This is a genomic window from Pseudomonas putida (genome assembly GCF_004357765.1).
GTDB lineage: Bacteria > Pseudomonadota > Gammaproteobacteria > Pseudomonadales > Pseudomonadaceae > Aquipseudomonas > Aquipseudomonas putida_U.
Genome location: NZ_SMTE01000001.1, coordinates 527,048 through 547,791, shown reverse-complemented (window position 1 = coordinate 547,791; position 20,744 = coordinate 527,048). Strand labels below are relative to the sequence as shown.

Below are 20,744 nucleotides of genomic sequence, written 5' to 3'. Positions count from 1 at the left end.
CGCGCTACTCGTGGCGCAGCAGCTTGCTCACGCACGTGGCCAGCTGTTCCAGGTTGAATGGCTTGCGCAGGACTGCCGAGTTGGGCAAGGGCTGCCCGGTGCCCAATGCCGCGCGCTCATCGTAACCGGTGATGAACAGCACCTTCAGGTCCGCGCGCAGGGCCATGGCCTGCTCGGCCACCTGCCGACCCTTGAGCCCATCGGGCAACTCTGTATCGATGATCAGCAATTGGGGATGGGGCAGCTGGCCGCAGACGTCGATCGCCGCACGCCAGGAGTCCAACGCCTGAACTGGATACCCCAGGTCCGCCACGACCTCTCCGATCACTTGGCGCATCGCCATGTCGTATGCCAGCAAAGCGACCCGCACAGACCCTGCGTCGGGCTTCGGTGCAATGTGCGGTGGTTTTTCGACACGCCTCACGTCTGCTCGGTGACGGGGTAGGTAGAGGCGAACATGGGTGCCCACGCCAAGTTCGGATTCAATGCATAGCTGCCCCTCTGATTGGCGCGCGAAACCGTACACCATCGACAAACCGAGCCCCGTTCCCTGGCCTAGCGGCTTGGTGGTGAAGAACGGCTCTATGGCACGCTCCAGTACCTGGGTCGACATGCCCAGACCGTTGTCCTCGACGCCAATACAGATGAAGTCGCCTGCGACCAGGCCCAGTTCGCTGGCGAGTTGGGTGTCGAGCGAAACGTTAGCGCCATGAATACGGATGGTGCCGCCATCTTGCAGGGCATCGCGGGCATTGAGGCAGAGGTTGAGCAGCGCGCTTTCCAGCTGGGGTGGGTCGACGAACGTAGGCCATAGTGTTTCAGCGAAATGGCAGCTTAGCGTCAGGTCCGGTCTCAGGCTGCCATGTATCAGGTATTGCATTTCATCGACCAGGCGACGTACATCGGTCGGCTGCGGTTGCAGGGTTTGCTTGCGGGAGAAGGCCAGCAAGCGATGGACCATGGTCGATGCGCGCTCTGCCGAGCGATTGCTGACGGCGAGAAGGGGGGCAAGCTCGCCGAATCGCTGCTGCTGCAACCGCTGCTGCATGACCTCCTGAGCGCCAAGGATACTGCCGAGAAGGTTGTTGAAGTCATGGGCGATGCCACCGGTGAGTTGGCCCACGGCTTCCATTTTCCGTGCTTGGTACAGAGCCTGCTCGGCTTGCTGCAAACGCTGTTGATCGTTGACCCACTCACTGATGTCGTAGGCGAAGACGAACGCTGCAGTGACGTTGCCGTCGTCGCCACGAATGCAGTCGAAGCGCAGCTCATAATGGCGCTGTGTAGCGCCCTGGCCAAACCTCTCGGTCACGGTGAACTGCTCGCCAGCCAACGCTCGCTGCCAAAGCGTCAGCGCAATGACGCTGTCGTGCTGGTTGGCTGGCAGCAGCTTCGGCAGTTCATCGCCCACGTTGGGGGTGATGCCGTACAGGTGATGAAAGTCGTGCTTGGCCTGACGATTGATCGCCAGCCATCGCAGCTCGGTATCCAACACATGGACATTGGCCGCGCTGTGATCGACGAGTTGAGCGAACAACTGTCGCTCCGACATCGCGATGTGGACGCGTTGTTCCAGATCCTTCTTGATCTGCTGCAGCAACTGTTCGGCCTTGCTCCGCTCGGTGACATCCCTGAACAGCACCGCCACCTGCCGCCGAGCCGCCGGCTCGATGCGAAAGCTGGTGACCGAGAGGACGTGGCCGGTGGCGATCAGCGTTTGTTCGAAGTGGGACGGTTCGCCCGTTCGCCACACTTCACGGAACCGCGCTACCCACAAGTGGGCTTCGTCAGGGATCAACTCACGTACGGATTTGCCGATTACTTCGCAGCTGCCTGCATGCCTGGTATAGGCCGCGTTGGTCAGCACATGTATGTAATCGCTGAGCGGGCCGTGCGGACCGTCGAGCAGCTCGAGGATGCCAAAGCCCTCGTCCATGGTTTCGAACAGGGAGCGATAGAACGACTGGTCATTCTGCCGATGCAACGCCAGACAAGCCTGCAACTGAGCGTTGCTGCGCCGCAGCTGCGCGATCTGCCGTTTTGGAGAAAGGTGTCGGCGGGATGACATGAGCGTGCTCGACTGGGGACCCAGCACTGACTTTAGCGGGTCCGTCGGCTGAACACTAACGATTCGCGATCGTTAGAACGATCGGATGATGCGCCCCAGCGTCTCCATGGCGTTCTCGATGCTAGTGCCCCAAGGACTTCCGTAATTCAGGCGGATGCAATTGTCGAAACGTCGGCTTGGGGAAAAGATCGGTCCCGGGGCGATGCTGATGCCCTGGGCGAGCGCGAGCTGGAACAATTTGAGCGCGTCCACTCGTTCAGGCAGCTCGAGCCACATGAAGTAGCCGCCGGACGGTTGGCTGACCCTGGTTTGCGCAGGGAAATAACGGGTGATGGCCGCGAGCATGTTGGCCTGCTGGCCTTCCAGCGCATAGCGCAGCTTGCGCAGGTGACGATCGTAGCCACCGTGCTGCAGGTAGTCGGCTATGGCCGCCTGAGCGGGCATCGAGGCGCACAGCGAAGTCATCAACTTGAGCCGTTCGACCTTGCGCGCGAAGCGTCCGGCAGCCACCCAACCGACTCGGTAACCTGGTGCGAGGCTTTTGGCAAAAGAGCCGCAGTGCATCACCAGGCCTTGGGTATCGAATGCCTTGGCCGGTTTTGGGGCCTGTTGAGCGTAATAGAGTTCGGCGTAGACATCGTCCTCGATCAGTGGCACCTGATGCCGCGTGATCAATTCCACCAGCGCCTGCTTTTTCGCTTCCGGCATGCTGGCACCTATCGGGTTCTGAAAATTGGTCATGCACCAGACCGCCTTGATCGGGTGCTTCTCCAGGGTTTGTGCCAGTGCCCCGAGGTCCATGCCTTCGCGCGGGTGCACGGGAATTTCCACGGCCTTGAGTTTCAGACGCTCCAATATCTGCAGGCAGGCATAGAAGGCAGGTGCTTCGATGGCCACCAGGTCGCCGGGCTCGGTCACAGCCTGCACACACAGGTTCAATGCCTCCAGGGCGCCATTGGTGATCAGCAGTTCCTCCATCGGTAGCATCAGCCCGCCGACCATATAGCGCAGGGCAATCTGTCGTCGCAGCTGCGGGTTGCCTGGCGACAGGTCGGTGACCACCATGCGCGGATCCATGGCACGGCTGGCGCTGGCCAGCGAGCGCGACAGGCGCTGCAGGGGGAACAGCTGCGGACTCGGGAATGCCGAGCCGAAGGGGACGGTGCCGGGGTCCTTGATCGATTCGAGTATCGAAAAGACCAAGGCACTGACATCCACCTCCGTCGACTCGCTGAGCGCTGGCTCGAGCTGTGGCTCGCAGAAGGAGCGCGGCGTATGGGCGTTGACGAAGTAGCCTGATCGCGGTCGAGCGCGGATGAGCCCCCGGCGCTCCAGCAGATAGTAAGCCTGGAATACCGTGGAGGGGCTGATCCGGTGGGTCTGGCTGGCGTAGCGAACCGACGGCAGGCGCTGGCCAGGGCCAAGCACCCCGGAGCGGATCAGTTCAGCGATGTCGTCGGCAAATTGTTCGTAGCGTTTCATACGGGTCTGCTGGCCAAGGTGAGACCCAGTATGGCGCCGGAACTGTTTGCAATACAGAAGCAGGTTAGCCGTTTTCAACCATATCAGATGACCGAGCCGGGGGTACTGGCTTTGAGATGCCTGCGGCTGTCCCGCGCTCCCGCGACGGTCAATGCATCGGCTTCGGCTTCGGTGATCGGTATTCGTTCACCGGCGAGCACTGCCACCGACATGCGCAGGCGCTCATCGGTGAAGATCTCGATCTCACTCCCTTTACCCTCGATACGCAGTCGGTCGCCAATCAGGGTGCAGTGGTGTTCGTTGATTTCGATGGGCATGGCTGTGGCCTCCTGGGGCGGACAATCATTCAGACCGTGGTTTCGAGGTGGATGCTGCATTTATTCGCTGCCGCCCACTGCGGGGGAACAGATTTCTCTGGGCCATGGTCAACCGCTTACCGACAACAGACCGACGTAGCGAGGGTGCGCTGATGGACCCATGGTGGGATTCGATCCGGCAGGCCGTCGCGGCCGAATTCGCCGATGTCACCGATCTGCACGAAGTGACGCGGATATTGGTGCGCCTTCTGATGGCCGCGCTGCTCGGTGCGGTGCTGGGGTTCGAGCGTGAACACCGAGGCAAGTCGGCGGGCGTGCGCACTCATATGCTGGTGTCCCTGGGGGCTGCTTTGTTCGTGTTGGCACCGAGCATGGCCGGCGCCGACGAGCAGGCAATGAGCCGGGTCATCCAGGGCATCGTCGCCGGCATCGGTTTTCTTGGCGCCGGTACCATCCTCAAGGGCAACGGACGGGACACCAGCCACGTCAAGGGGCTGACCACAGCGGCGGGATTGTGGATGACGGCGGCCATCGGCACGGCGGCAGGTATGGGGCGTGAGGCCACGGCCCTGGTCAGCACGGTCATGGCGCTGCTGGTGCTTGGGACGATGCCGTTGCTGGTCGAGAAGGTGGAGGGGCAGGACAAGGAGGAGCAGGCGATGAAGCAGGAGGAAGAGGGCAGGAAGCACTGAGGGGAGCCGAAGCTCCCCTCAAAGCGTTGTTGCCTGCTCTTTTATTATTATTGGAGACGGGCCTTTTGTTGTTTTTGTAAGCCTGCCTCGGTGTCGCGGGCGACCCCCATTCGGGGTCAAGAGCAAACGTATTTTTTTGAGCGCTGACCGATTTTCATCCTGAGATCCGTTCTGACTGCCGCTACCTGAAGGTAGTTTTATTGTTCTGTGTCAGTCCGCGGGGCGAACCCCTGAAAAAGCTGTCTACTCCAAAAAAATCTGCTTGCTGCGTCTCTGCCGTGTTGTTCTTGTTCTGTCAGAGCCGTTATCTGTTGTTTTTATTGGGTATCGCATTCTTGTTGTTCTTGTACCAAAGATATAGCAGGTCCCGTGCCAATTTTGAAAAATCCTTTTAAATCAAGCGGATACGATTTTCACTGAAAAAGTCACTCGGGAAATTCTATCGATTTGTTTCCCTGTTACCCGATTTTCTGTGGAGGAGGGCAGGGGCGGTAACACTCCCGCCCACACCGGTGTGACACCTGCACGAATCAGTGTGCGCTGCGCGCCCTCGCCACGCGTGAACCATTGGTGCGGCCCAGCACATCACTGATCCGCTGCCCTGCAGCGATCAGCCTGTCCAGGTCGATGCCCGTGTGGATGCCCAGTCCATGCAGCAGATACACCACATCCTCGCTGGCGATGTTGCCGGTGGCGCCTTTGGCGTAGGGGCAGCCACCGAGCCCCGCCACCGAACTGTCGAACACGGCGATGCCTTCGAGCAGGCTGGCATAGACGTTGGCCAGGGCCTGGCCATAGGTGTCGTGGAAATGCCCGGCCAGTTGCTCTCGTGGTATCTGTGCAGATACCACTTCGAACAGGCGGCGGGTATCGCCGGCGGTTCCTGTGCCGATGGTGTCGCCCAAGGAAACCTCATAGCAACCCATGTCATGCAGGGCCCGAGCCACCGGTGCCACCTGCTCGGCGCTAACCTTGCCTTCGTACGGGCAGCCCAGTACACAGGACACGTAGCCACGCACCCGCACGCCATGGCTGCCGGCGGCTTCCATGATTGGCTCGAAGCGCTTGAGACTGTCGCTGATCGAGCAATTGATGTTGCGTTGTGAGAAGGCCTCCGACGCAGCGGCGAACACCGCCACTTCTTTCACGCCGGCCGCCAGGGCATCTTCGAAACCTCGCAGGTTTGGCGCTAAAGCCGCGTAGGTGACGCCGGGACGCTGATCGATCGAAGCGAAGACCTCGGCGGACCCGGCCATCTGCGGGACCCACTTGGGCGAGACGAAGCTGCCGACTTCTATATAGCCCAAGCCCGCTGCGCTCAGGTCGTCGACCAGACGCACCTTGTCGGCGACGCTGATAGGTTGGGCTTCGTTCTGCAGGCCATCGCGTGGCCCTACTTCGACCAGGCGGACTTTGTTCGGCAACGACATGGCAAGGGCTCCAGTGACAGGTCAGGCTTTCTGGTTGTTGTTCAGAGTGGCGGCCAGGGCTTGTTCGCAGCGCTCCTGGGCGGTGTCGAGCTCGAGTTGCATCTGGTGGATGTCGAGCATCTGCTGTTCGAGCTGGCTGCGGCGTTCGGCGATCTTCGCCAACATGCTGTTGAGCTGTTTGAGGTTGCCGCTACTGGGATCGTAAAGCTCGATCAACTCGCGGCACTCGGCCAGCGAGAAACCGATTCGCTTGCCCCGCAGGATCAGCTTCAGGCTGACTTTGTCCCGTGCCGAGTAGACACGCTCAAGCCCACGCCGCTCAGGGCTGAGCAAGCCTTGCTCTTCATAGAAGCGGATGGCCCGGGTGGTGATGTCCAGCTCGCGGGACAGGTCGGAAATACTGTAGGTCTGGCTGCTCATGCGTGGCGCTCGACGGAAGACATGCAGCTATCCTGAAGGCAGGTTTACGTAAACGTCAAGCAGAAGCCTCAGGCACCCTGCATCCCGGGATGTGAGTCAATCCGGCTGCTGCGCGCGGCGATAGTGGTTGGGGGTCTGGCCGCTCAAGCGCTTGAAGAACCGGGCGAAGTACGTAGGGTCGCTAAAGCCAAGGTTGTCGGACAGCTGGCCGATGCTCATCTGGGTGTAGGTCAGGTTGCGCCGCGCTTCCAGGAGCAGGCGCTGATGGATCACCTGCAGCGCGGTTTGTCCGCTCAGTGCGCGGCACAGCTGGTTGAGTTGCAGACTGGTGATGTTCAGGCGCGCGGCAAACGCCTCCACGCTCAGGTGTTCGCGGTAGTGCGCCTCGACCAGGCGCAGGTACTGACCCAACAGTTGGCGGTCGCGTTCGTCGCGATTGCGAGGGGCCTGGCCTAGCTGCTGGCGCCGGCTGAGCCAAACCATCAGTGCCGTTACCAAGGCCTCGAGCATGACCGCCCGTGCCGGAGCGCTGCCTTGATACTCCCGTTCCAAGGTTTCGATCAGGCCACGCAGCGACCGTCGGTCCTTGCCAAGGGCATAGCAGGCGGGCGCCGTCAGCACATGCAGCGGCGCGCCAAGGCGCTGCTCCAGGTCGGCCACCAGCGCCGGGCCAAAGGTGAGGACGTAGCCTTGGATATCGGCGCTGAAACGAAAACCGTGCACCGCCAAAGGCGGTACCACCTGGATGGCAGCCTCGTGCAGGGTGGTGTTCACCCCTTCGATCTGCACCTGGGCCTCGCCGCGCTGGACGTACAGCAACTGATAAAGGTCGGGATGCTGGTGCGGCTTGATTTCCCAATGGTGCAGGCGGCTACGCGCCGGGATCGACTCGCAATGCAGCAGATCGGTGCTCGGCCAGGCCTGATTCTCACCGTACAGCTGAAACAGGGGTACACCAGGTAGGCTTGATTTCATGTTTTTCTGCCTGTCCGTTAATCGAACGCTTTTTGTAAAAGTGCAGGTTTTGCATCGGATAGCACAGTTTATTGGCCATGTTTGCCAGTAAAAATGCAAGGGCAAACCCTAACAGCAGATGTGCGCCACTGCCAGAGGTGGGGCGGCATCGCCACAAAGAGACAACAACAATGAGAACTCAGGTTGCAATTATCGGAGCGGGTCCGTCGGGCCTGCTGCTTGGCCAGCTGCTGCACAAGGCTGGCATCGAAACCGTCATCCTGGAGCGTCAGACTGCCGAATACGTGCTTGGCCGCATCCGCGCCGGTGTGCTGGAGCAGGGCACCGTAGACCTGCTGCGCGAAGCCGGCGTTTCGCAGCGCATGGACCAGGAAGGCCTGGTGCATGAGGGGGTCGAGCTGTTGGTGGCGGGGCGTCGCCAGCGCCTGGACCTCAAAGGTCTGACCGGCGGCAAGACGGTCATGGTCTACGGACAGACCGAAGTCACCCGCGACCTGATGCAAGCACGGGAAGCCAGCGGTGCGCCGATCATCTATTCCGCCAGCAATGTTCAGCCCCATGAACTCAAGGGCGAGAAGCCCTACGTCACGTTCGAGAAGGACGGCGAGACCTATCGCCTGGACTGCGACTACATTGCAGGCTGCGATGGATTCCATGGTGTGTCGCGCCAGAGCATTCCCGAAGGTGTGCTCAAGCAATACGAGCGCGTTTATCCCTTCGGTTGGCTCGGGCTTTTGTCCGATACGCCGCCGGTCAATCACGAGCTGATCTATGCCCACCACGAGCGTGGCTTCGTGTTGTGCAGCCAGCGTTCCAATACGCGCAGCCGCTACTACCTGCAGGTGCCTCTGGATGACCGTGTCGAGGCCTGGTCCGACGAGCGATTCTGGGACGAGCTCAAGGCGCGCTTGCCCGAAGACGTCGCGGCTCGGTTGGTGACTGGGCCTTCTTTGGAGAAGAGCATCGCTCCACTGCGCAGTCTGGTCGTCGAGCCGATGCAATACGGCAACCTGTTCCTGGTCGGTGATGCGGCGCATATCGTTCCACCCACCGGGGCCAAGGGGTTGAACCTGGCGGCTTCCGACGTCAATTACCTGTATCGCATCTTGGTCAAGGTCTACCGCGAAGGCCGGACCGAACTGCTAGAGCAATACTCGCCGTTGGCTTTGCGCCGAGTCTGGAAGGGTGAGCGGTTCAGCTGGTTCATGACGCAATTGCTGCATGATTTTGGTGAGCACAAGGATGCCTGGGACCAGAAAATGCAGGAGGCGGATCGGGAGTATTTCCTGTCGTCCCAGGCAGGGTTGACCAACATTGCCGAGAATTATGTGGGGTTACCGTACGAGGACGTGGTTTAGGTTCACATTCGGCTATCGGCAAGAACAAGCCCGTGCTAAAACAGCTGACCGCCATTTGAAAGCTGAATACCAAGATGTCCAACAGCGTCAAATCGAATAGGACCTTGTTCGACCTCGACTTGCTACGTGCCATTGTCGTCGTGGCCGATTGCGGTAGCTTCACCACCGCCGCCACGCGACTGCACTCCACCCAGTCGACGATCAGCCAAAAGGTGCGCCGCCTGGAGGACATGGTCGGCCACCGCCTTCTGGTCCGCGGCAAGCGCGATGTCCTGCCGACCGATGCCGGGCAGACCCTGCTCGGCTATGCCCGTCACATGCTCGCGCTCAACGACCAGATGCTCGAAGCCCTGGCCGGCGCCATGGTCGGCGTCAGCGTTCGCCTGGGCGTGCCCGAGGACTTCGTCGGCGGCCGTACCACCCATGCCCTGTCGGCTTTCAGTCGTCAGCACCCGCAGGTCAAGTTGGAAGTCACCAGTGGCCTGTGCCGCGATCTCAGCCAAGCCTACGACAATGGTGAGCTCGACCTGGTGCTGCTCAAACAAAAGCGCAACAGCCGTGAAGGCGTGGCCTCTTGGCCGGAGCGGTTGCAATGGATCGACAGCGCCCGCAGCCCGACCTTCGAGCTCGATCCTGTGCCGTTGGTGACGTTCCCTCCGCGCGGGCTGTATCGCGACGATATGATCAGCGCCATCGAGAGCATGGGCCGGCGCTGGCGCATCAGCTTCACCAGCTCGAGTCTCAGTGGCATCCAGGCCGCTGTAGCCAACGGCATGGGCATCAGCCTGTTGCCGCCGCGGGCAGCCACCCACGAGCATCGGGTGCTCGGTGGCGCACAAGGGCTGCCCGAGGTGGACAGTTACGAAATCGTCGTCAATCACCGGCCCACGGCCGACATCATGGTCAAAGCGCTGGCCGACGTGCTGCAACAACTGCTGGCTGCCGGCGGAATCTGACTGGCCCACCTCCAGGTGCTGCCTCTGCGGCGTAGTGGTGGCGGTGGATGGATTCGATACCCGCACGCGGTAAGTGTTTCAGTCTGTGGCTGTAGGGAATCGCCAGGAGTGGATGCGGTCCGACCTGTTACGTGGGTAGGACATCCCACCCACTCCAAAACCAGGGAGAGACCCCATGAAAACAGTGCTGTTCACCGCGTTGCTGGCCAGCGCCGGCGTGGCTCAGGCCGCGCAGACCGTGGAGCTGAAGATGGCGGGACCAGATGGTCCCGGCAGGACGATCGGCACCGTCAGCATCGAGCAGAATCGCTACGGGACGCTGCTGACGCCAGACCTCAAGGATCTGCCGCCTGGCGTGCACGGTTTCCATCTACATCAGAAAGCTTCCTGCGCCCCTGCCCATGAAAACGGCAAGGCCGTACCGGCGGGTGGGGCAGGCGGTCACTGGGACCCCGATTCGAGCAACGCGCATAAAGGACCCTACGACGACACTGGCCATCGTGGCGACCTGCCTGCGCTGTACGTAGGTGCCGACGGCAAGGCCACCTATCCGGTGTTGGCGCCACGCTTGAAGGCCGCGGACTTCAAGGGGCATGCGCTGATGGTGCACGCTGGCGGTGACAACCACAGCGACCAACCAGAGAAGCTTGGCGGCGGCGGTGCCCGGGTGGCTTGTGGTGTGGTGCAGTGATTGGTCTGGCGGCCCTCGGGCAGGGTCGCCGTCCCACGGCGCGGTTCGCTGCGCTTCAGGGTTGCCGCTCGGCCACGGCGCGCAGGGTGCGTAAGGTCACCACCGGGGCATCGACGACGAAGCGGTTGGCCAGCCAGCCAGGCACGTCACCGGCCGGGTCGGCCTGGAGCTGGTAGGTCACCTCGGTCTCGCGCTCGCCCAGCGGTTTCATGATCCATTTTCCGCTCAGGTGCTGCACGCGGATCATTCCCGGCTCCACGGGCAGCTTGCCCGGTTCGGCCTGCAGATGACGTACCAAGGTGCCGTCGTCGAACCGCTCGGTGCTGACCTTGAGGATGATGTCCCGGGGGAGGGTCGGCCACGGTAAGTTGGTGGTCAGGTACACCCAGGTACTATCGCCTTCGACCTCCACCAAGCGCATCTGGTCGCACGCGTACAGCCATTTGCAGGCCACTCGCAGGTTTTCCTGCAGGTCGGCAAGGGTGCGTACGCTGGCCTTGATGGTGCTGACGCCACGAAATTGCTGGTAGGGCGAATCGACCACGCCGCTGAGGTACACACGGATGCCCTCGCGGTCATAGGCGAGGTTCCAGTCGTCGGCCTGTCCGAGCGGGGACAGGAGCGCAAGGGCTAGCAACAGGCAGCGATGCATGGAAAGAGCCGCATTAGTTGAGCGTTTCGATTATGCGCGGCAAACGACCGGTGCGCCATGGGCGTCGGGGATCAGGTCCGATCGTCGAGTGAGTGGATTCCCACCAGAGTCAGCGTCGTTTCTAAGTGAGTGCACAACATTTGCCTAGATATCTCGGCCAGGGCGGGAGCGTATCGTTTTTCCGTCTGCGGTAGCCGTGCAAACACGACGACTGCTGCAGCGCTCCTTAACTCACAAAGAAAGGCACCTATGAAATCTATTGCATGGATAACGCTGGTGGCGATGACCGCCCTGGTTCAAGTCGCACACGCACAGCATCTCCCGCCTTGCCCGGAAGGTACGTGGGAAACGCTTCAAGGCTACTGCGTGCCGGACTCCGATTGGGAATGAGTCACCGCTCCAGCGCACGCTGACTCAGCTACGGAACAGGCCGGCCAGTAGGCGGCCTGTCGCACAACCTAAACGTCTTGGAGGAATACCATCTTGAAATCGATCGCATGGCTGACGCTGGTGGCGATGACCGCCCTGGTTCAAGTCGCACACGCGCAGACGCGACCACCATTACCTTGTCCAGAAGGTACCTACCCAACATCGGCAGGTCATTGTCAGCCGGAATGGGATTTCGACTGACCTTGAATGGTTTGAGCGGTCACCAGCGGCATAGCCCGCTCGGGTGAAGAGCGCTGGAAAGGAGGGGCAGGCCCTGACTCGCTATTCGCGGCCGACAACGCTCCACCTTTCCAGTCCATGCATTCAAGCGACAGAAGCCATCAGCGCTGCGGGTTGAGCGTCAAGTGCACGTGACGGTTGACGTCCTTGTACAGCAGGTAGCTGAACTTGCCCGGGCCGCCGGCATAGCAAGCCTGCGGGCAGAAGGCACGCAGCCACATGAAGTCGCCGGCCTCTACTTCCACCCAGTCCTGGTTCAGACGATACACCGCCTTGCCTTCGAGCACGTACAGGCCATGTTCCATGACATGGGTTTCGGCGAATGGAATCACACCGCCAGGCTGGAAGGTCACGATGTTGACGTGCATGTCATGGCGCATGTCGGCCATGTCGACGAAACGGGTGGTGACCCAGCGGCCTTCGGTACCCGGCATCTCGATGACGGTGGCGTTGTCGCGGTGGGTGACGAAGGACTCCGGCACGTCCAGCCCTTCGACTTTCTGGTAGTGCTTGCGCAGCCAGTGGAAGGTGACGTTGGACTTGCTGTTGTTACGCAGGCTCCACTCGGCGCCTGGCGCCAAGAAGGCATAGCCGCCCGGTACCAGGGTGTGGTGCTTGCCTTCCACGGTGATGTCCAGTTCGCCTTCGACGATGAACACAACGGCTTCGGCATTCGGGTCCAGTTCAGGGCGCTCGCTGCCGCCTTCCGGAGCGACTTCGACGATATATTGGGAGAACGTCTCGGCGAAACCGGTCAGCGGGCGGGCGATGACCCACATGCGCATCTTGTCCCAGAACGGCAGATGGCTGGTGACGATGTCACGCATCACGCCTTTGGGGATGACGGCATAGGCTTCGGTAAACATGGCACGGTCAGTCAGCAGCTCGGTTTGAGCCGGGTGCCCACCGTGGGGGGCGAAGTACGAATGATTCGACATGGACGATCTCGACTTGTTGTTCTCTCCCCGTGCCTTGGACCACACCGGCCGGTGCGTGCAGGGGATGTGCAGACAGAATAAGAGCCTGTGCATGGCATCCACAAATTAAATGTTGGAATACCCTGTATTTGATTACTGAATGCCCTGACTGCTATGTCCCGAATGGCCCTGAGGAGGTTGGCTTGTAGCGAAAACCCACGGGTACTGCGGTCTTCCTTTACATATTTTTCACATCCGCTTGCTAGGATCCTTGCGCCAATCAAGGAGCCTCTACATGCCCATCCTGCGCAGCCGCGGCTTTCGTCTCGGCGTGATCACCACCGCTGGCCTGCTTGCCGCTACCCTGAGCTTTTTCGCCTGGCAGACCTTCTATCCCGTTCAGGCCGCCGATGGCTGGACGGTCGATGTGCTGCACAGCAATGTGGAGAAGGCGGCGTCCTTGCTGCCCCAGGCCGACGGCAGCCTGATCGTCAGCCGTGAGCTGGACGATGGTCGCGGCAGTATCCTCAAGATCACCCAGCACGGTGATCGTGTGGTGCTGGTGAGCAATCTCTCTAAACCCGATGGCATGGTCGCGGTACAGGGAGGATGGGTGTTCAGCCAGGAAGGCGGGCGGGCGCCTGTGAGTCTGTCGCGTGACGGCCAGGTGACTCGTCTGTTCGATGGCGAGAGTGTGCAGGGGTTGTGGAGCGATGCTGATCACCTGTTCGCCATCGAAGACCGCAAGGGCAATGGCCGTCTGCTGCGTTACGACTGGCAGAGTGGTCAGCTCGACGTGCTGCGCTCGGGCCTGCGTGAGACCGAAGGCCTGACCCGCTGTGACGATGGGCGGCTGCTGTACACCGAAAAGGCCGCTGGTATCGTCCGCGCACTGTCCGACGATGGCCGGGATCCGGTGGTGGTCAGAGGTCTGCGCAACCCCACCTTCCTGCTCTGCGACCAGCGCGGTCTGTGGATCAGCGAGGATAACACCCACCGTTCCCGGCTGCTGCGCGTGGACGCTGATGGCAGCCAGCACACGGTGCTGTCGTTCCTCAAGGCACCACAGGCCATCGCGCCCGATGGCAAAGGTGGCTACTTGCTGGCCGAGGGTGGTCGCGACCGGGTGTTGCAGTTGACTCCGCCGGTAGAAAAAGCCATCGCCCGGCGTTGAAACTTATCCAGCTATCAACAGCAAGGACTGCGGTACCACGTTCTGCGGGTGCTGCGGCTCTTGCAGGCTGAGCAGGCCAAATCCCCCCATCTCCAGTGCATTCAACCAGCTCCCAAGGGTTCGGAAGTACCACGGCATCGGCTGCCAGTCGCCATTGAAACCGGTAAACGACTCCTCCCTCCAGCCGTCTTGATAGTCCCCGTTTGCCGTGCTCCAAGGGTGCAAGGTCTGGATCACCAGCGCCCCGCCCGGCGACAGCAGCGTTCTCACTGCGGCCAGTAACGGGATGATGTCTTGGTGCAGCAAAGCGAAGTTGGCGCAGATCAGGTCGTAGTTCCTGCCGATATCCACCTCGCCGCTGGCCAATTGCGCATAGTTGGCCTGATACACGGGAGTCGAACCCGCAGCCTGGGCAGCGGCAACCAGGGACGCGTCGCCATCCACGCCCGTGGCATCGATGCCGCGCTCTGCCAATGCGCGCAGCAGCCAGCCCTCGCCACAGCCGAGGTCGAGCACCCGCTCGGGCTGGCGACCGAGGATCGCCAGCAGGATGGCCTGATCGGTAACCTGCCGGCGGCTTTCTATGGCACCGCTGCGAACGGCGGCGATCCAGGACTGGGCATTGTGCCGCCAGCTTTGCAGCAAGGCGTTTTCAGGATCGTGCATTCAAGGCTCCCAGGCAGTGGTCAGCAGCTAGCATAGGCGCTCACTGGTAGGTATCTGCAAGTTCGATCCGTTTGAAGCGTCGCAAAACAATCCGATTGAATTATTTCCTCCGGTCTCGGCTCCATTAGGCGAGTGCTGACTGAGGAGTCACTGATGGCTGGAACCAACCTGTACGTAATTGAATACGCGCTTCACGGAGAGTACCGCACGTTCATTCTGCGCGCCGAGCGCATGGACAATGCTGAAGCCTGGCATTGGGCCAGTTGTGATGCCGGTGTCGGCATCATTCCACGTTTCGGCCAGCACAAGGTCAAGAAAGTCAGTCGTCCTATGGCTGAGCGCTACGGTTTGTCGAACGTACGCTGGCATCGATCCGGGCAAGGGCCTGAATTCGTGCCGTTGCCGGTGGATCCGAAAAAATTCACCGAATCGTTATAAATCGGCAGGGGCAGGGGGCGCAGTCCATGGAGTCCAGTCCCTGCCATTGCCCAACGATCGCCGAGGAATACGTACCGTGCCGCGTATCATTACACCTGCCACCCCTGAGCATGAAATCACCGAACTGACCGAAGGTAACACCAGGGTGTTCGGTTCGCCCAAGGACCGTCTGGATTTCTACCGGCGCGAGATCCATTACGAAACCAGCATTCTCGCCAACCGTACCGATGCCTATCTGGCGGCTCAGGCGTTCCTGGTGATTGCCTTCTGCTCTTCCATGGCCAACCTCAATCCAGACTGGGGCAAGGCTTTCACCTTGGTGGTGCCGCCGTTCCTGGCGCTGCTCGGTGCTTTCAGCTCGTTGAATGCCTGGCCGGGCATTCATGCCGCGTACAAGATCATCGAGCATTGGCAGTTCAAGCAAAGCCAGCTGTTGCGCAGCGAGCCGATGATGGGCATGGCCTACGACGAGTCGCCGCTGTTCAGCGACACGGAAACCTCACAGCAAGGCTACCGTAAAGCGTTGTTGTTTTCCTTGCGCACGCCGTGGGTGTTTCTGGCGTGCTGGATCTTTCTGGGAGTCTATTCGCTGTTCGTGCAATTGGCCTGATTGTTTCAGACATCAGCGGTCGGTTTGCTCGTGATCATCGGCGCAGCTTTTGCCATCCACCAAAAGGATGGAACTGCCACGCCGCCAGCTTGCCAACCGCAATAGATACCTGACGTTTGGCAACCAAGGAGCGGCCAATGACCTCTGCACCTGGCAATTCCGTGCAAACCCTGCACTTTGGCGATGACGGCGCCACCCCGAACAGCGCCTTGCCGGTCCTGTTGTATCCCTCGCGGTTAAGTGCAATCGACGACAAGGCCGCCGAATTCGAGGCCCTTTGCGCAGACCATCGTTGGCGGGCGCTCTGGCGCGGGGGCATCTTCGACTACCACCACTTCCACCCCAACGCTCATGAAGCACTTGGGGTCGCCAGCGGCCATGCGCGGGTCACCTTGGGCGGCCAGTCGGGTCAGACCCTGACCATTCGTGCCGGCGATGTGCTGGTGCTGCCGGCCGGTACCGGTCATCGCTGCGTCGAGCACAGCGCTGATTTCGTGGTGGTCGGTGCCTATCCGCACGGCCAGGAAGACTATGAGATCCAGCGGCCTGCTTCTGGCTCCCACGCCCGTACGCTGATGCGCATCGCCCAGGTGCCATTGCCTGAGCAAGACCCCCTGGCAGGTGCAGCGGGACCGTTGGTGACGGCATGGGGCAGGCGACGCGTTGCGCACTAGGCCGGCAGTGGGTCGCATCGCCAACGGAAAGATGGAACTGCGGCGCTGCTGCGCTTGCCCACTGCCCTGAACGGTTCACATTTGTCCGCATACGAGGAGGCGTCAATGCCCAACGCACAAGGGAAGGTTCGCTATGCAGTGGTCGGAGGCGGTTCGATTTCCCAAGGGGCGTTCATGCCCGGTGTCGGCCAGACTGACAACTCGGTGATGACCGCGCTGGTGACCGGGGACCCGAAAAAGGCCCGGCTGCTGGCGGACCGCTACGGCTTGTTGGCCTACGACTATGACCAATACCCCGCGTTGCTAGCCTCTGGCGAAATCGACGCGGTGTATGTCGCCACGCCCAATTTCCGCCATCGAGAATTCGTGGTGCCGGCACTGGAGGCGGGCATACACGTCCTGCTGGAAAAACCCATGGCCAGTACCGAGGCCGATTGTCTGGCCATCATCGAGGCCGCCAAGCACTCGGACGCCAAGCTGATGGTTGCCTACCGCTTGCACTGCGAGCCCGGGACGCTGGACATGATCGAACGGGTCCGTGCCGGCAATTTTGGCGATCCACGACTGTTCACTTCGACCTTCACCCAGACCGTCAAGACCAACAACCACCGAACCCAGAACGGCTTCGCCAGCGGCCCGGTGATGGACATGGGACCGTACCCGCTGAACATGGTGCGCCAACTGTTCAATGCCGAACCCATCGAGGTGTCGGCCATAGGCGTACGCAGTCCAGGCAGCCAGATGAATACCTGGGACACGGTGACAGTGAGCCTGCGTTTTGCCCAAGAGCGCCTGGCGCAGTTCACCCTGAGCTACAGCCTGCCGGACTCCGAACGGTTCCAACTGCTCGGGACCGAGGGCGAAATCGAGGCGTCGCCGTGCTTTGGCTATGGCGAGGGGGTTTCGATCAGCTATCGCGCTACCTTGGATGGAGAAACCCGGGTACATGTGAATCCGGTGGTGGATCAGTTCGCCGGTGAAACGGCCTACTTCTCGGATTGCATTCTCAACGATCAGACCCCTGAGCCTGACGGCGAGGAGGGGTGGCGCGACGTACGGGTGATCCTGGCCATTGCGCGCGCCCTCGAAACCGGCCAGTCGCAACGCCTGGAACCACTACCGCCGCGACGCCTGGCCCAACGTGAGCAGCGCCGCACCTTTGCTTTGGCGAGCGTGCCCGATTACATCGATACCGAATCGCCGACCGAGTAGACCGTCCATTTCGTTCAAATCAGGAGAGCGATCATGACTGACCCTGTGACGTATTTCTGGATCGCCTTGGTGGCGATCATTCTGCTGGTCGACCTGTGGGCGATCGTCAGCGTGTTCCGCAGCGACAAGTCCGATGTCACCAAGATCCTGTGGGCCTTGCTACTGGTGATTTTGCCGGTGGTCGGTCTGATCATCTGGGGCATTGCCGGGCCACGCGGTATCAAGCGCGGTACGGGCCCCAGCTCACCGGAGCACAGCAAAGGGTAGAGAGCAGCAGAGTCTCAGTCCTGCTGAGCCTGCAGCTGACGTGCGGTGGCCTTCAGTGTCTCGGGGCAGTCCAGGTCGCTGATCCAGGCCACCAGACGCTTAGGATCGTCGCCGCCCATGCGCTTGAAAGTATCCGATTCGAGCATGGCCTTGGTCCGCCAGCCCAGCGCCAAAAGATGTTCGACCATGTCCGGACCTACGGGGCCGTTGTCCTCCAGCGACAGCCCACTGCGACCGTGCTGGATGGCAAGGTGGTACTGGTTGGCGCCGAGACCGTCACCACTGCCAGCCAGGACCACGGTGTAGCCGGCGCCGAGCAGGCTCGCCAGGCGTTGCTGGACCAGGTCGAGCAACGAGACAGGTAACTCGTCGTGCACCGCGCAGGCGAGAACGTTGGGGGCGAATGGGGGCATGGTGGGTCTCTGCTGTGGCATTTGCATATGGCTGAAAGAGTAGGCCAGCCTAGGGTCAAGGAGAGTTAAGCGCGGGTAAAAACAGGTAATACCCGCGCGTCACTCAGAAGGTCTGGCCCAGAGAGAACTGGAACACCTGTGTCTCGGCGTTATCCGGCTTCTTGACCGGCATCGCCAGGCTGAAGCTCAGCGGCCCCATCGGGCTGTACCAGGTCACGCCAACGCCCAGCGACACCGCCAGTTGGTCGAGGCTGACCGTGCCGCAGCCCTGGGTGGTCGACAGGTAGCAGGTATCGGCATACACGTTGCCCGCATCGACGAACACCGAGCTGCGCAGCTGGCTCTGGTCCTTGATGAACGGCATCGGGAAGATGTATTCCGCACCGCCGGTGATGAGGATGTTGCCACCCAGCACGTCGGTGTCGCGATCGGAGTAATACGCCTGGCCGGCGCTGGAATAGGTTCCGGTGGCTGGCGTGCTGCGTGGCCCCAGGGTGCCGTCCTTGAAACCGCGCACCGAACCTTGGCCGCCTGCGGTGTAACTTTCGTAGAACGGCAGTCCATCGGTCGAGCCGTAGCCATTGCCGTATCCCAGGCTGGTATGCAACCGCACGCTGCTGCTATTGCTGACCGGCAGGAACGTCTGGCCGTTGTAGTCAATCTTGTAGAACGACAGGTCGCTGCCGGGCGTGGTAGCCATCAGGGTCAAGCTTTGCGAGTGTCCTCGGGTCGCCAGCACGCCTTTGTTCAGGGTGGACTCGGACCAACCGATCGACGCTTTGAGGTTGTTGAAGCTCTTGCCTTCGCGCTCGATGAAGTCGTAGATTTCGTCGGCGCTATAGGTACCCGGCGAGATATCATCGTGTTGCAGGGTCAGGCCGTAGCTCAGGCGCGACGTTTCGTTGATCGGGTAGCCGAAACTGACGCCGGCGCCATAGCTGTTGATGGCGTAGTAGGACACCCCATCGTCGTAGTAGTCGCTGTAGTCGGTGCTGCTGTAGAACAGGTTGTAACCCAGGCTCACGCCGTCTGCGGTGAAGTAGGGGTCGGTGAAACCGAAGTTGTACTTGGTCTGGTACTCGGAGCGGGTCAGTCCGATGGACACCTTGTTGCCGGTGCCGAGGAAGTTGTTCTGGCTGATCGAGCCACCGAGGATCAAACCGGCGCTCTGGGCGAAGCCGACGCTGGCGGTGATCGAGCCGGACGCCTGTTCCTCGACGCTGTAGTTGACGTCGACCTGATCGTCGGTGCCGGCCACCTGGGGTGTTTCGACGTTCACGGTCTTGAAGAAGCCCAGACGCTCGAGACGGGTCTTGGACTGGTCGATCAGGTAGGTCGAAGCCCAGCCGCCTTCCATCTGACGCATCTCACGTCGTAGCACTTGGTCTTCGGTCTTGGTGTTGCCGCGGTTGTTGATCCGGTTGACGTAAGCGCGTTTGCCCGGGTCGACGACGAAGGTGATGTCGACGGTGTGATCTTCGTCGTTGGCCTGAGGCACGCCGTTGACGTTGGCGAAGGTATAGCCTTCGTTGCCCAGGCGACGGGTGATCAGGTCGGAGGTATTGGTCATCACCTTGCGCGAGAACACCTGGCCCGGCTGCACCAGCAGCAGCGCGCGGACCTGATCCTCCGGTACCTTGAGATCACCGGAAAGCTTAACGTCGCGGACGCTGTATTTTTCGCCTTCGTTGATGTTGACCGTGATGAACACATGCTTCTTGTCCGGGCTGATCGAGACCTGGGTAGAGGCGATGTCCATGTTGATATAGCCACGGTCCAGGTAATAGGAGCGCAAGCGTTCCAGGTCGCCGGAGAGTTTTTCCCGGGCGTACTTGTCGTCGTTCTTGAAGAACGACAGCCAATTGGTCGTGTGCAGTTCGAACAGTCGTTTCAGCGTGTCGTCGTCGAACACGTCGTTACCGACGATGTTGATGTGCTGAATCGCGGCGACGGTGCCTTCGTTGATCTTGATCTTAAGCGCCACGCGGTTGCGCGGTTGCGGCACCACCTGAGCATCGACCTCGGCGGAGTAGCGGCCCTGGGCCACGTACTGGCGCTGCAACTCATTACGCACGCCTTCCAGGGTGGCGCGCTGGAAGATTTCGCCTTCCGCCAGCCCCGACTGTTTCAAGCCCTTCATCAGGTCTTCGGTGCTGATCGCCTTGTTGCCTTCGATCTCGATACCGGACACCGAGGGGCGCTCGACCACGTTGATGATCAGGACGTTGCCGTCACGGTCCAGCTGGATGTCCTGGAAGAAGCCGGTCTTGAACAGCGAACGGGTCGACTCCACCAGGCGCTTGTCGTCGGCCTGATCACCCACGTTCAGGGGCAAGGCGCCAAAGACGCTGCCGGCGGACACCCGCTGCAGGCCATTCACGCGGATGTCAGCGATCCTGAACGGCTCGGCCTGGGCCAGGGAGGCTTTTAGCAGCAGGATGGAGAGCAACAGTCGCGGGTAGTTCATGGGGGATTCCAGACGAGCGGGTAGAGGAGGTGACGGCGTCACCGAAGGCGCACGGCGGCTGCCAGCAAGCGGGCGATGAGAATAAGGGCGGGCTGTGTACGGCGCCGTTAACCCTGGGTAAAGATGTGTAAAGTTGCGGCGCTCGGCGGTGACAGCCCCGGCTCCCCAGGGCGATCATTGATCCTCCGAATAACTG

General features: G+C 61.1%; 21 protein-coding genes. 10 read left to right on the top strand and 11 right to left on the bottom strand.

The window, feature by feature from the left end; all coding sequences use genetic code 11:
- Positions 1 to 4: 4 nt before the first annotated feature.
- The 3 genes from E2H86_RS02530 to E2H86_RS02520 form a co-directional block, all read right to left on the bottom strand.
- A complete protein-coding gene (locus E2H86_RS02530; protein ID WP_133324364.1) occupies positions 5 to 2,068 on the bottom strand; it encodes a PAS domain-containing protein in 2,064 nt (687 codons plus the stop codon).
- Between the two features lie 72 nt (positions 2,069 to 2,140).
- Positions 2,141 to 3,550 carry a GntR family transcriptional regulator MpaR gene (mapR, locus tag E2H86_RS02525; RefSeq protein ID WP_133324362.1) on the bottom strand — a complete coding sequence of 470 codons (1,410 nt, stop codon included), beginning with the start codon at positions 3,548 to 3,550 and terminating at the stop codon, positions 2,141 to 2,143.
- A gap of 83 nt (positions 3,551 to 3,633) precedes the next feature.
- Complete coding sequence (locus E2H86_RS02520) at positions 3,634 to 3,867, bottom strand: DUF3203 family protein (RefSeq protein WP_133324360.1); 234 nt, start codon at positions 3,865 to 3,867, stop codon at positions 3,634 to 3,636.
- A 152-nt stretch (positions 3,868 to 4,019) separates the two neighbouring features.
- Here E2H86_RS02520 and E2H86_RS02515 point away from each other — a divergent pair, with 152 nt between their 5' ends.
- Positions 4,020 to 4,559, top strand: coding sequence for an MgtC/SapB family protein (locus tag E2H86_RS02515; RefSeq protein ID WP_133324358.1), 540 nt, complete (start codon positions 4,020 to 4,022; stop codon positions 4,557 to 4,559).
- A 530-nt stretch (positions 4,560 to 5,089) separates the two neighbouring features.
- Here E2H86_RS02515 and E2H86_RS02510 read toward each other — a convergent pair.
- The 3 genes from E2H86_RS02510 to E2H86_RS02500 all read right to left on the bottom strand — a co-directional run bounded on the left by E2H86_RS02510 (position 5,090) and on the right by E2H86_RS02500 (position 7,384).
- Positions 5,090 to 5,989 carry a hydroxymethylglutaryl-CoA lyase gene (locus E2H86_RS02510; protein WP_133324356.1) on the bottom strand — a complete coding sequence of 300 codons (900 nt, stop codon included), beginning with the start codon at positions 5,987 to 5,989 and terminating at the stop codon, positions 5,090 to 5,092.
- Positions 5,990 to 6,010: 21 nt separating this feature from the next.
- A complete protein-coding gene (locus tag E2H86_RS02505; RefSeq protein WP_133324354.1) occupies positions 6,011 to 6,409 on the bottom strand; it encodes a MerR family transcriptional regulator in 399 nt (132 codons plus the stop codon).
- A 96-nt stretch (positions 6,410 to 6,505) separates the two neighbouring features.
- Positions 6,506 to 7,384, bottom strand: a complete 879-nt coding sequence (locus tag E2H86_RS02500) for a helix-turn-helix domain-containing protein (protein ID WP_133324352.1) — start codon at positions 7,382 to 7,384, stop codon at positions 6,506 to 6,508.
- A gap of 170 nt (positions 7,385 to 7,554) precedes the next feature.
- Here E2H86_RS02500 and pobA point away from each other — a divergent pair, with 170 nt between their 5' ends.
- The 3 genes from pobA to sodC all read left to right on the top strand — a co-directional run bounded on the left by pobA (position 7,555) and on the right by sodC (position 10,389).
- Positions 7,555 to 8,742 carry a 4-hydroxybenzoate 3-monooxygenase gene (pobA, locus tag E2H86_RS02495; RefSeq protein ID WP_133324350.1) on the top strand — a complete coding sequence of 396 codons (1,188 nt, stop codon included), beginning with the start codon at positions 7,555 to 7,557 and terminating at the stop codon, positions 8,740 to 8,742.
- Positions 8,743 to 8,816: 74 nt separating this feature from the next.
- Positions 8,817 to 9,698, top strand: coding sequence for a LysR substrate-binding domain-containing protein (locus E2H86_RS02490; RefSeq protein WP_133324348.1), 882 nt, complete (start codon positions 8,817 to 8,819; stop codon positions 9,696 to 9,698).
- Positions 9,699 to 9,873: 175 nt separating this feature from the next.
- Positions 9,874 to 10,389: a superoxide dismutase family protein gene (sodC, locus tag E2H86_RS02485; protein WP_133324346.1), complete on the top strand. Its 516-nt coding sequence runs from the start codon at positions 9,874 to 9,876 to the stop codon at positions 10,387 to 10,389.
- Between the two features lie 55 nt (positions 10,390 to 10,444).
- On the opposite strand, the gene E2H86_RS02480 is transcribed toward sodC, so the two are convergent.
- Both E2H86_RS02480 and E2H86_RS02475 read right to left on the bottom strand, forming a co-directional pair.
- On the bottom strand, positions 10,445 to 11,041 hold the full coding sequence (locus E2H86_RS02480; protein WP_133324344.1) for an START domain-containing protein: 597 nt from the start codon (positions 11,039 to 11,041) through the stop codon (positions 10,445 to 10,447).
- A gap of 770 nt (positions 11,042 to 11,811) precedes the next feature.
- Entirely contained in the window at positions 11,812 to 12,648 is an 837-nt protein-coding gene (locus E2H86_RS02475; RefSeq protein ID WP_133324342.1) for a bifunctional allantoicase/(S)-ureidoglycine aminohydrolase, read from the bottom strand.
- A gap of 274 nt (positions 12,649 to 12,922) precedes the next feature.
- Between E2H86_RS02475 and E2H86_RS02465 the strand changes: the two genes are divergently transcribed.
- On the top strand, positions 12,923 to 13,801 hold the full coding sequence (locus E2H86_RS02465) for an SMP-30/gluconolactonase/LRE family protein (protein WP_133324340.1): 879 nt from the start codon (positions 12,923 to 12,925) through the stop codon (positions 13,799 to 13,801).
- 3 nt (positions 13,802 to 13,804) lie between these two features.
- Here E2H86_RS02465 and E2H86_RS02460 read toward each other — a convergent pair whose 3' ends face one another.
- Complete coding sequence (locus tag E2H86_RS02460; RefSeq protein WP_133324338.1) at positions 13,805 to 14,467, bottom strand: class I SAM-dependent methyltransferase; 663 nt, start codon at positions 14,465 to 14,467, stop codon at positions 13,805 to 13,807.
- A gap of 153 nt (positions 14,468 to 14,620) precedes the next feature.
- Here E2H86_RS02460 and E2H86_RS02455 point away from each other — a divergent pair, with 153 nt between their 5' ends.
- The 5 genes from E2H86_RS02455 to E2H86_RS02435 all read left to right on the top strand — a co-directional run bounded on the left by E2H86_RS02455 (position 14,621) and on the right by E2H86_RS02435 (position 17,668).
- The gene (locus tag E2H86_RS02455) at positions 14,621 to 14,905 is read left to right on the top strand and encodes a DUF6555 family protein (RefSeq protein ID WP_133324336.1); all 285 of its coding nucleotides are present in this window, start codon (positions 14,621 to 14,623) and stop codon (positions 14,903 to 14,905) included.
- 76 nt (positions 14,906 to 14,981) lie between these two features.
- Complete coding sequence (locus E2H86_RS02450) at positions 14,982 to 15,515, top strand: hypothetical protein (protein WP_133324334.1); 534 nt, start codon at positions 14,982 to 14,984, stop codon at positions 15,513 to 15,515.
- Between the two features lie 137 nt (positions 15,516 to 15,652).
- On the top strand, positions 15,653 to 16,189 hold the full coding sequence (locus tag E2H86_RS02445; protein WP_133324332.1) for a cupin domain-containing protein: 537 nt from the start codon (positions 15,653 to 15,655) through the stop codon (positions 16,187 to 16,189).
- 105 nt (positions 16,190 to 16,294) lie between these two features.
- Positions 16,295 to 17,401 (top strand): Gfo/Idh/MocA family protein, encoded by a 1,107-nt coding sequence (locus E2H86_RS02440; RefSeq protein ID WP_133324330.1) that lies wholly within the window; start codon positions 16,295 to 16,297, stop codon positions 17,399 to 17,401.
- Positions 17,402 to 17,434: 33 nt separating this feature from the next.
- The gene (locus tag E2H86_RS02435) at positions 17,435 to 17,668 is read left to right on the top strand and encodes a PLD nuclease N-terminal domain-containing protein (RefSeq protein ID WP_133324328.1); all 234 of its coding nucleotides are present in this window, start codon (positions 17,435 to 17,437) and stop codon (positions 17,666 to 17,668) included.
- Between the two features lie 14 nt (positions 17,669 to 17,682).
- Here E2H86_RS02435 and E2H86_RS02430 read toward each other — a convergent pair whose 3' ends face one another.
- Both E2H86_RS02430 and bamA read right to left on the bottom strand, forming a co-directional pair.
- On the bottom strand, positions 17,683 to 18,081 hold the full coding sequence (locus tag E2H86_RS02430; RefSeq protein WP_133324326.1) for a hypothetical protein: 399 nt from the start codon (positions 18,079 to 18,081) through the stop codon (positions 17,683 to 17,685).
- Between the two features lie 103 nt (positions 18,082 to 18,184).
- Positions 18,185 to 20,548 carry an outer membrane protein assembly factor BamA gene (bamA, locus tag E2H86_RS02425; protein WP_133324324.1) on the bottom strand — a complete coding sequence of 788 codons (2,364 nt, stop codon included), beginning with the start codon at positions 20,546 to 20,548 and terminating at the stop codon, positions 18,185 to 18,187.
- Between the last annotated feature and the right edge of the window lie 196 nt (positions 20,549 to 20,744).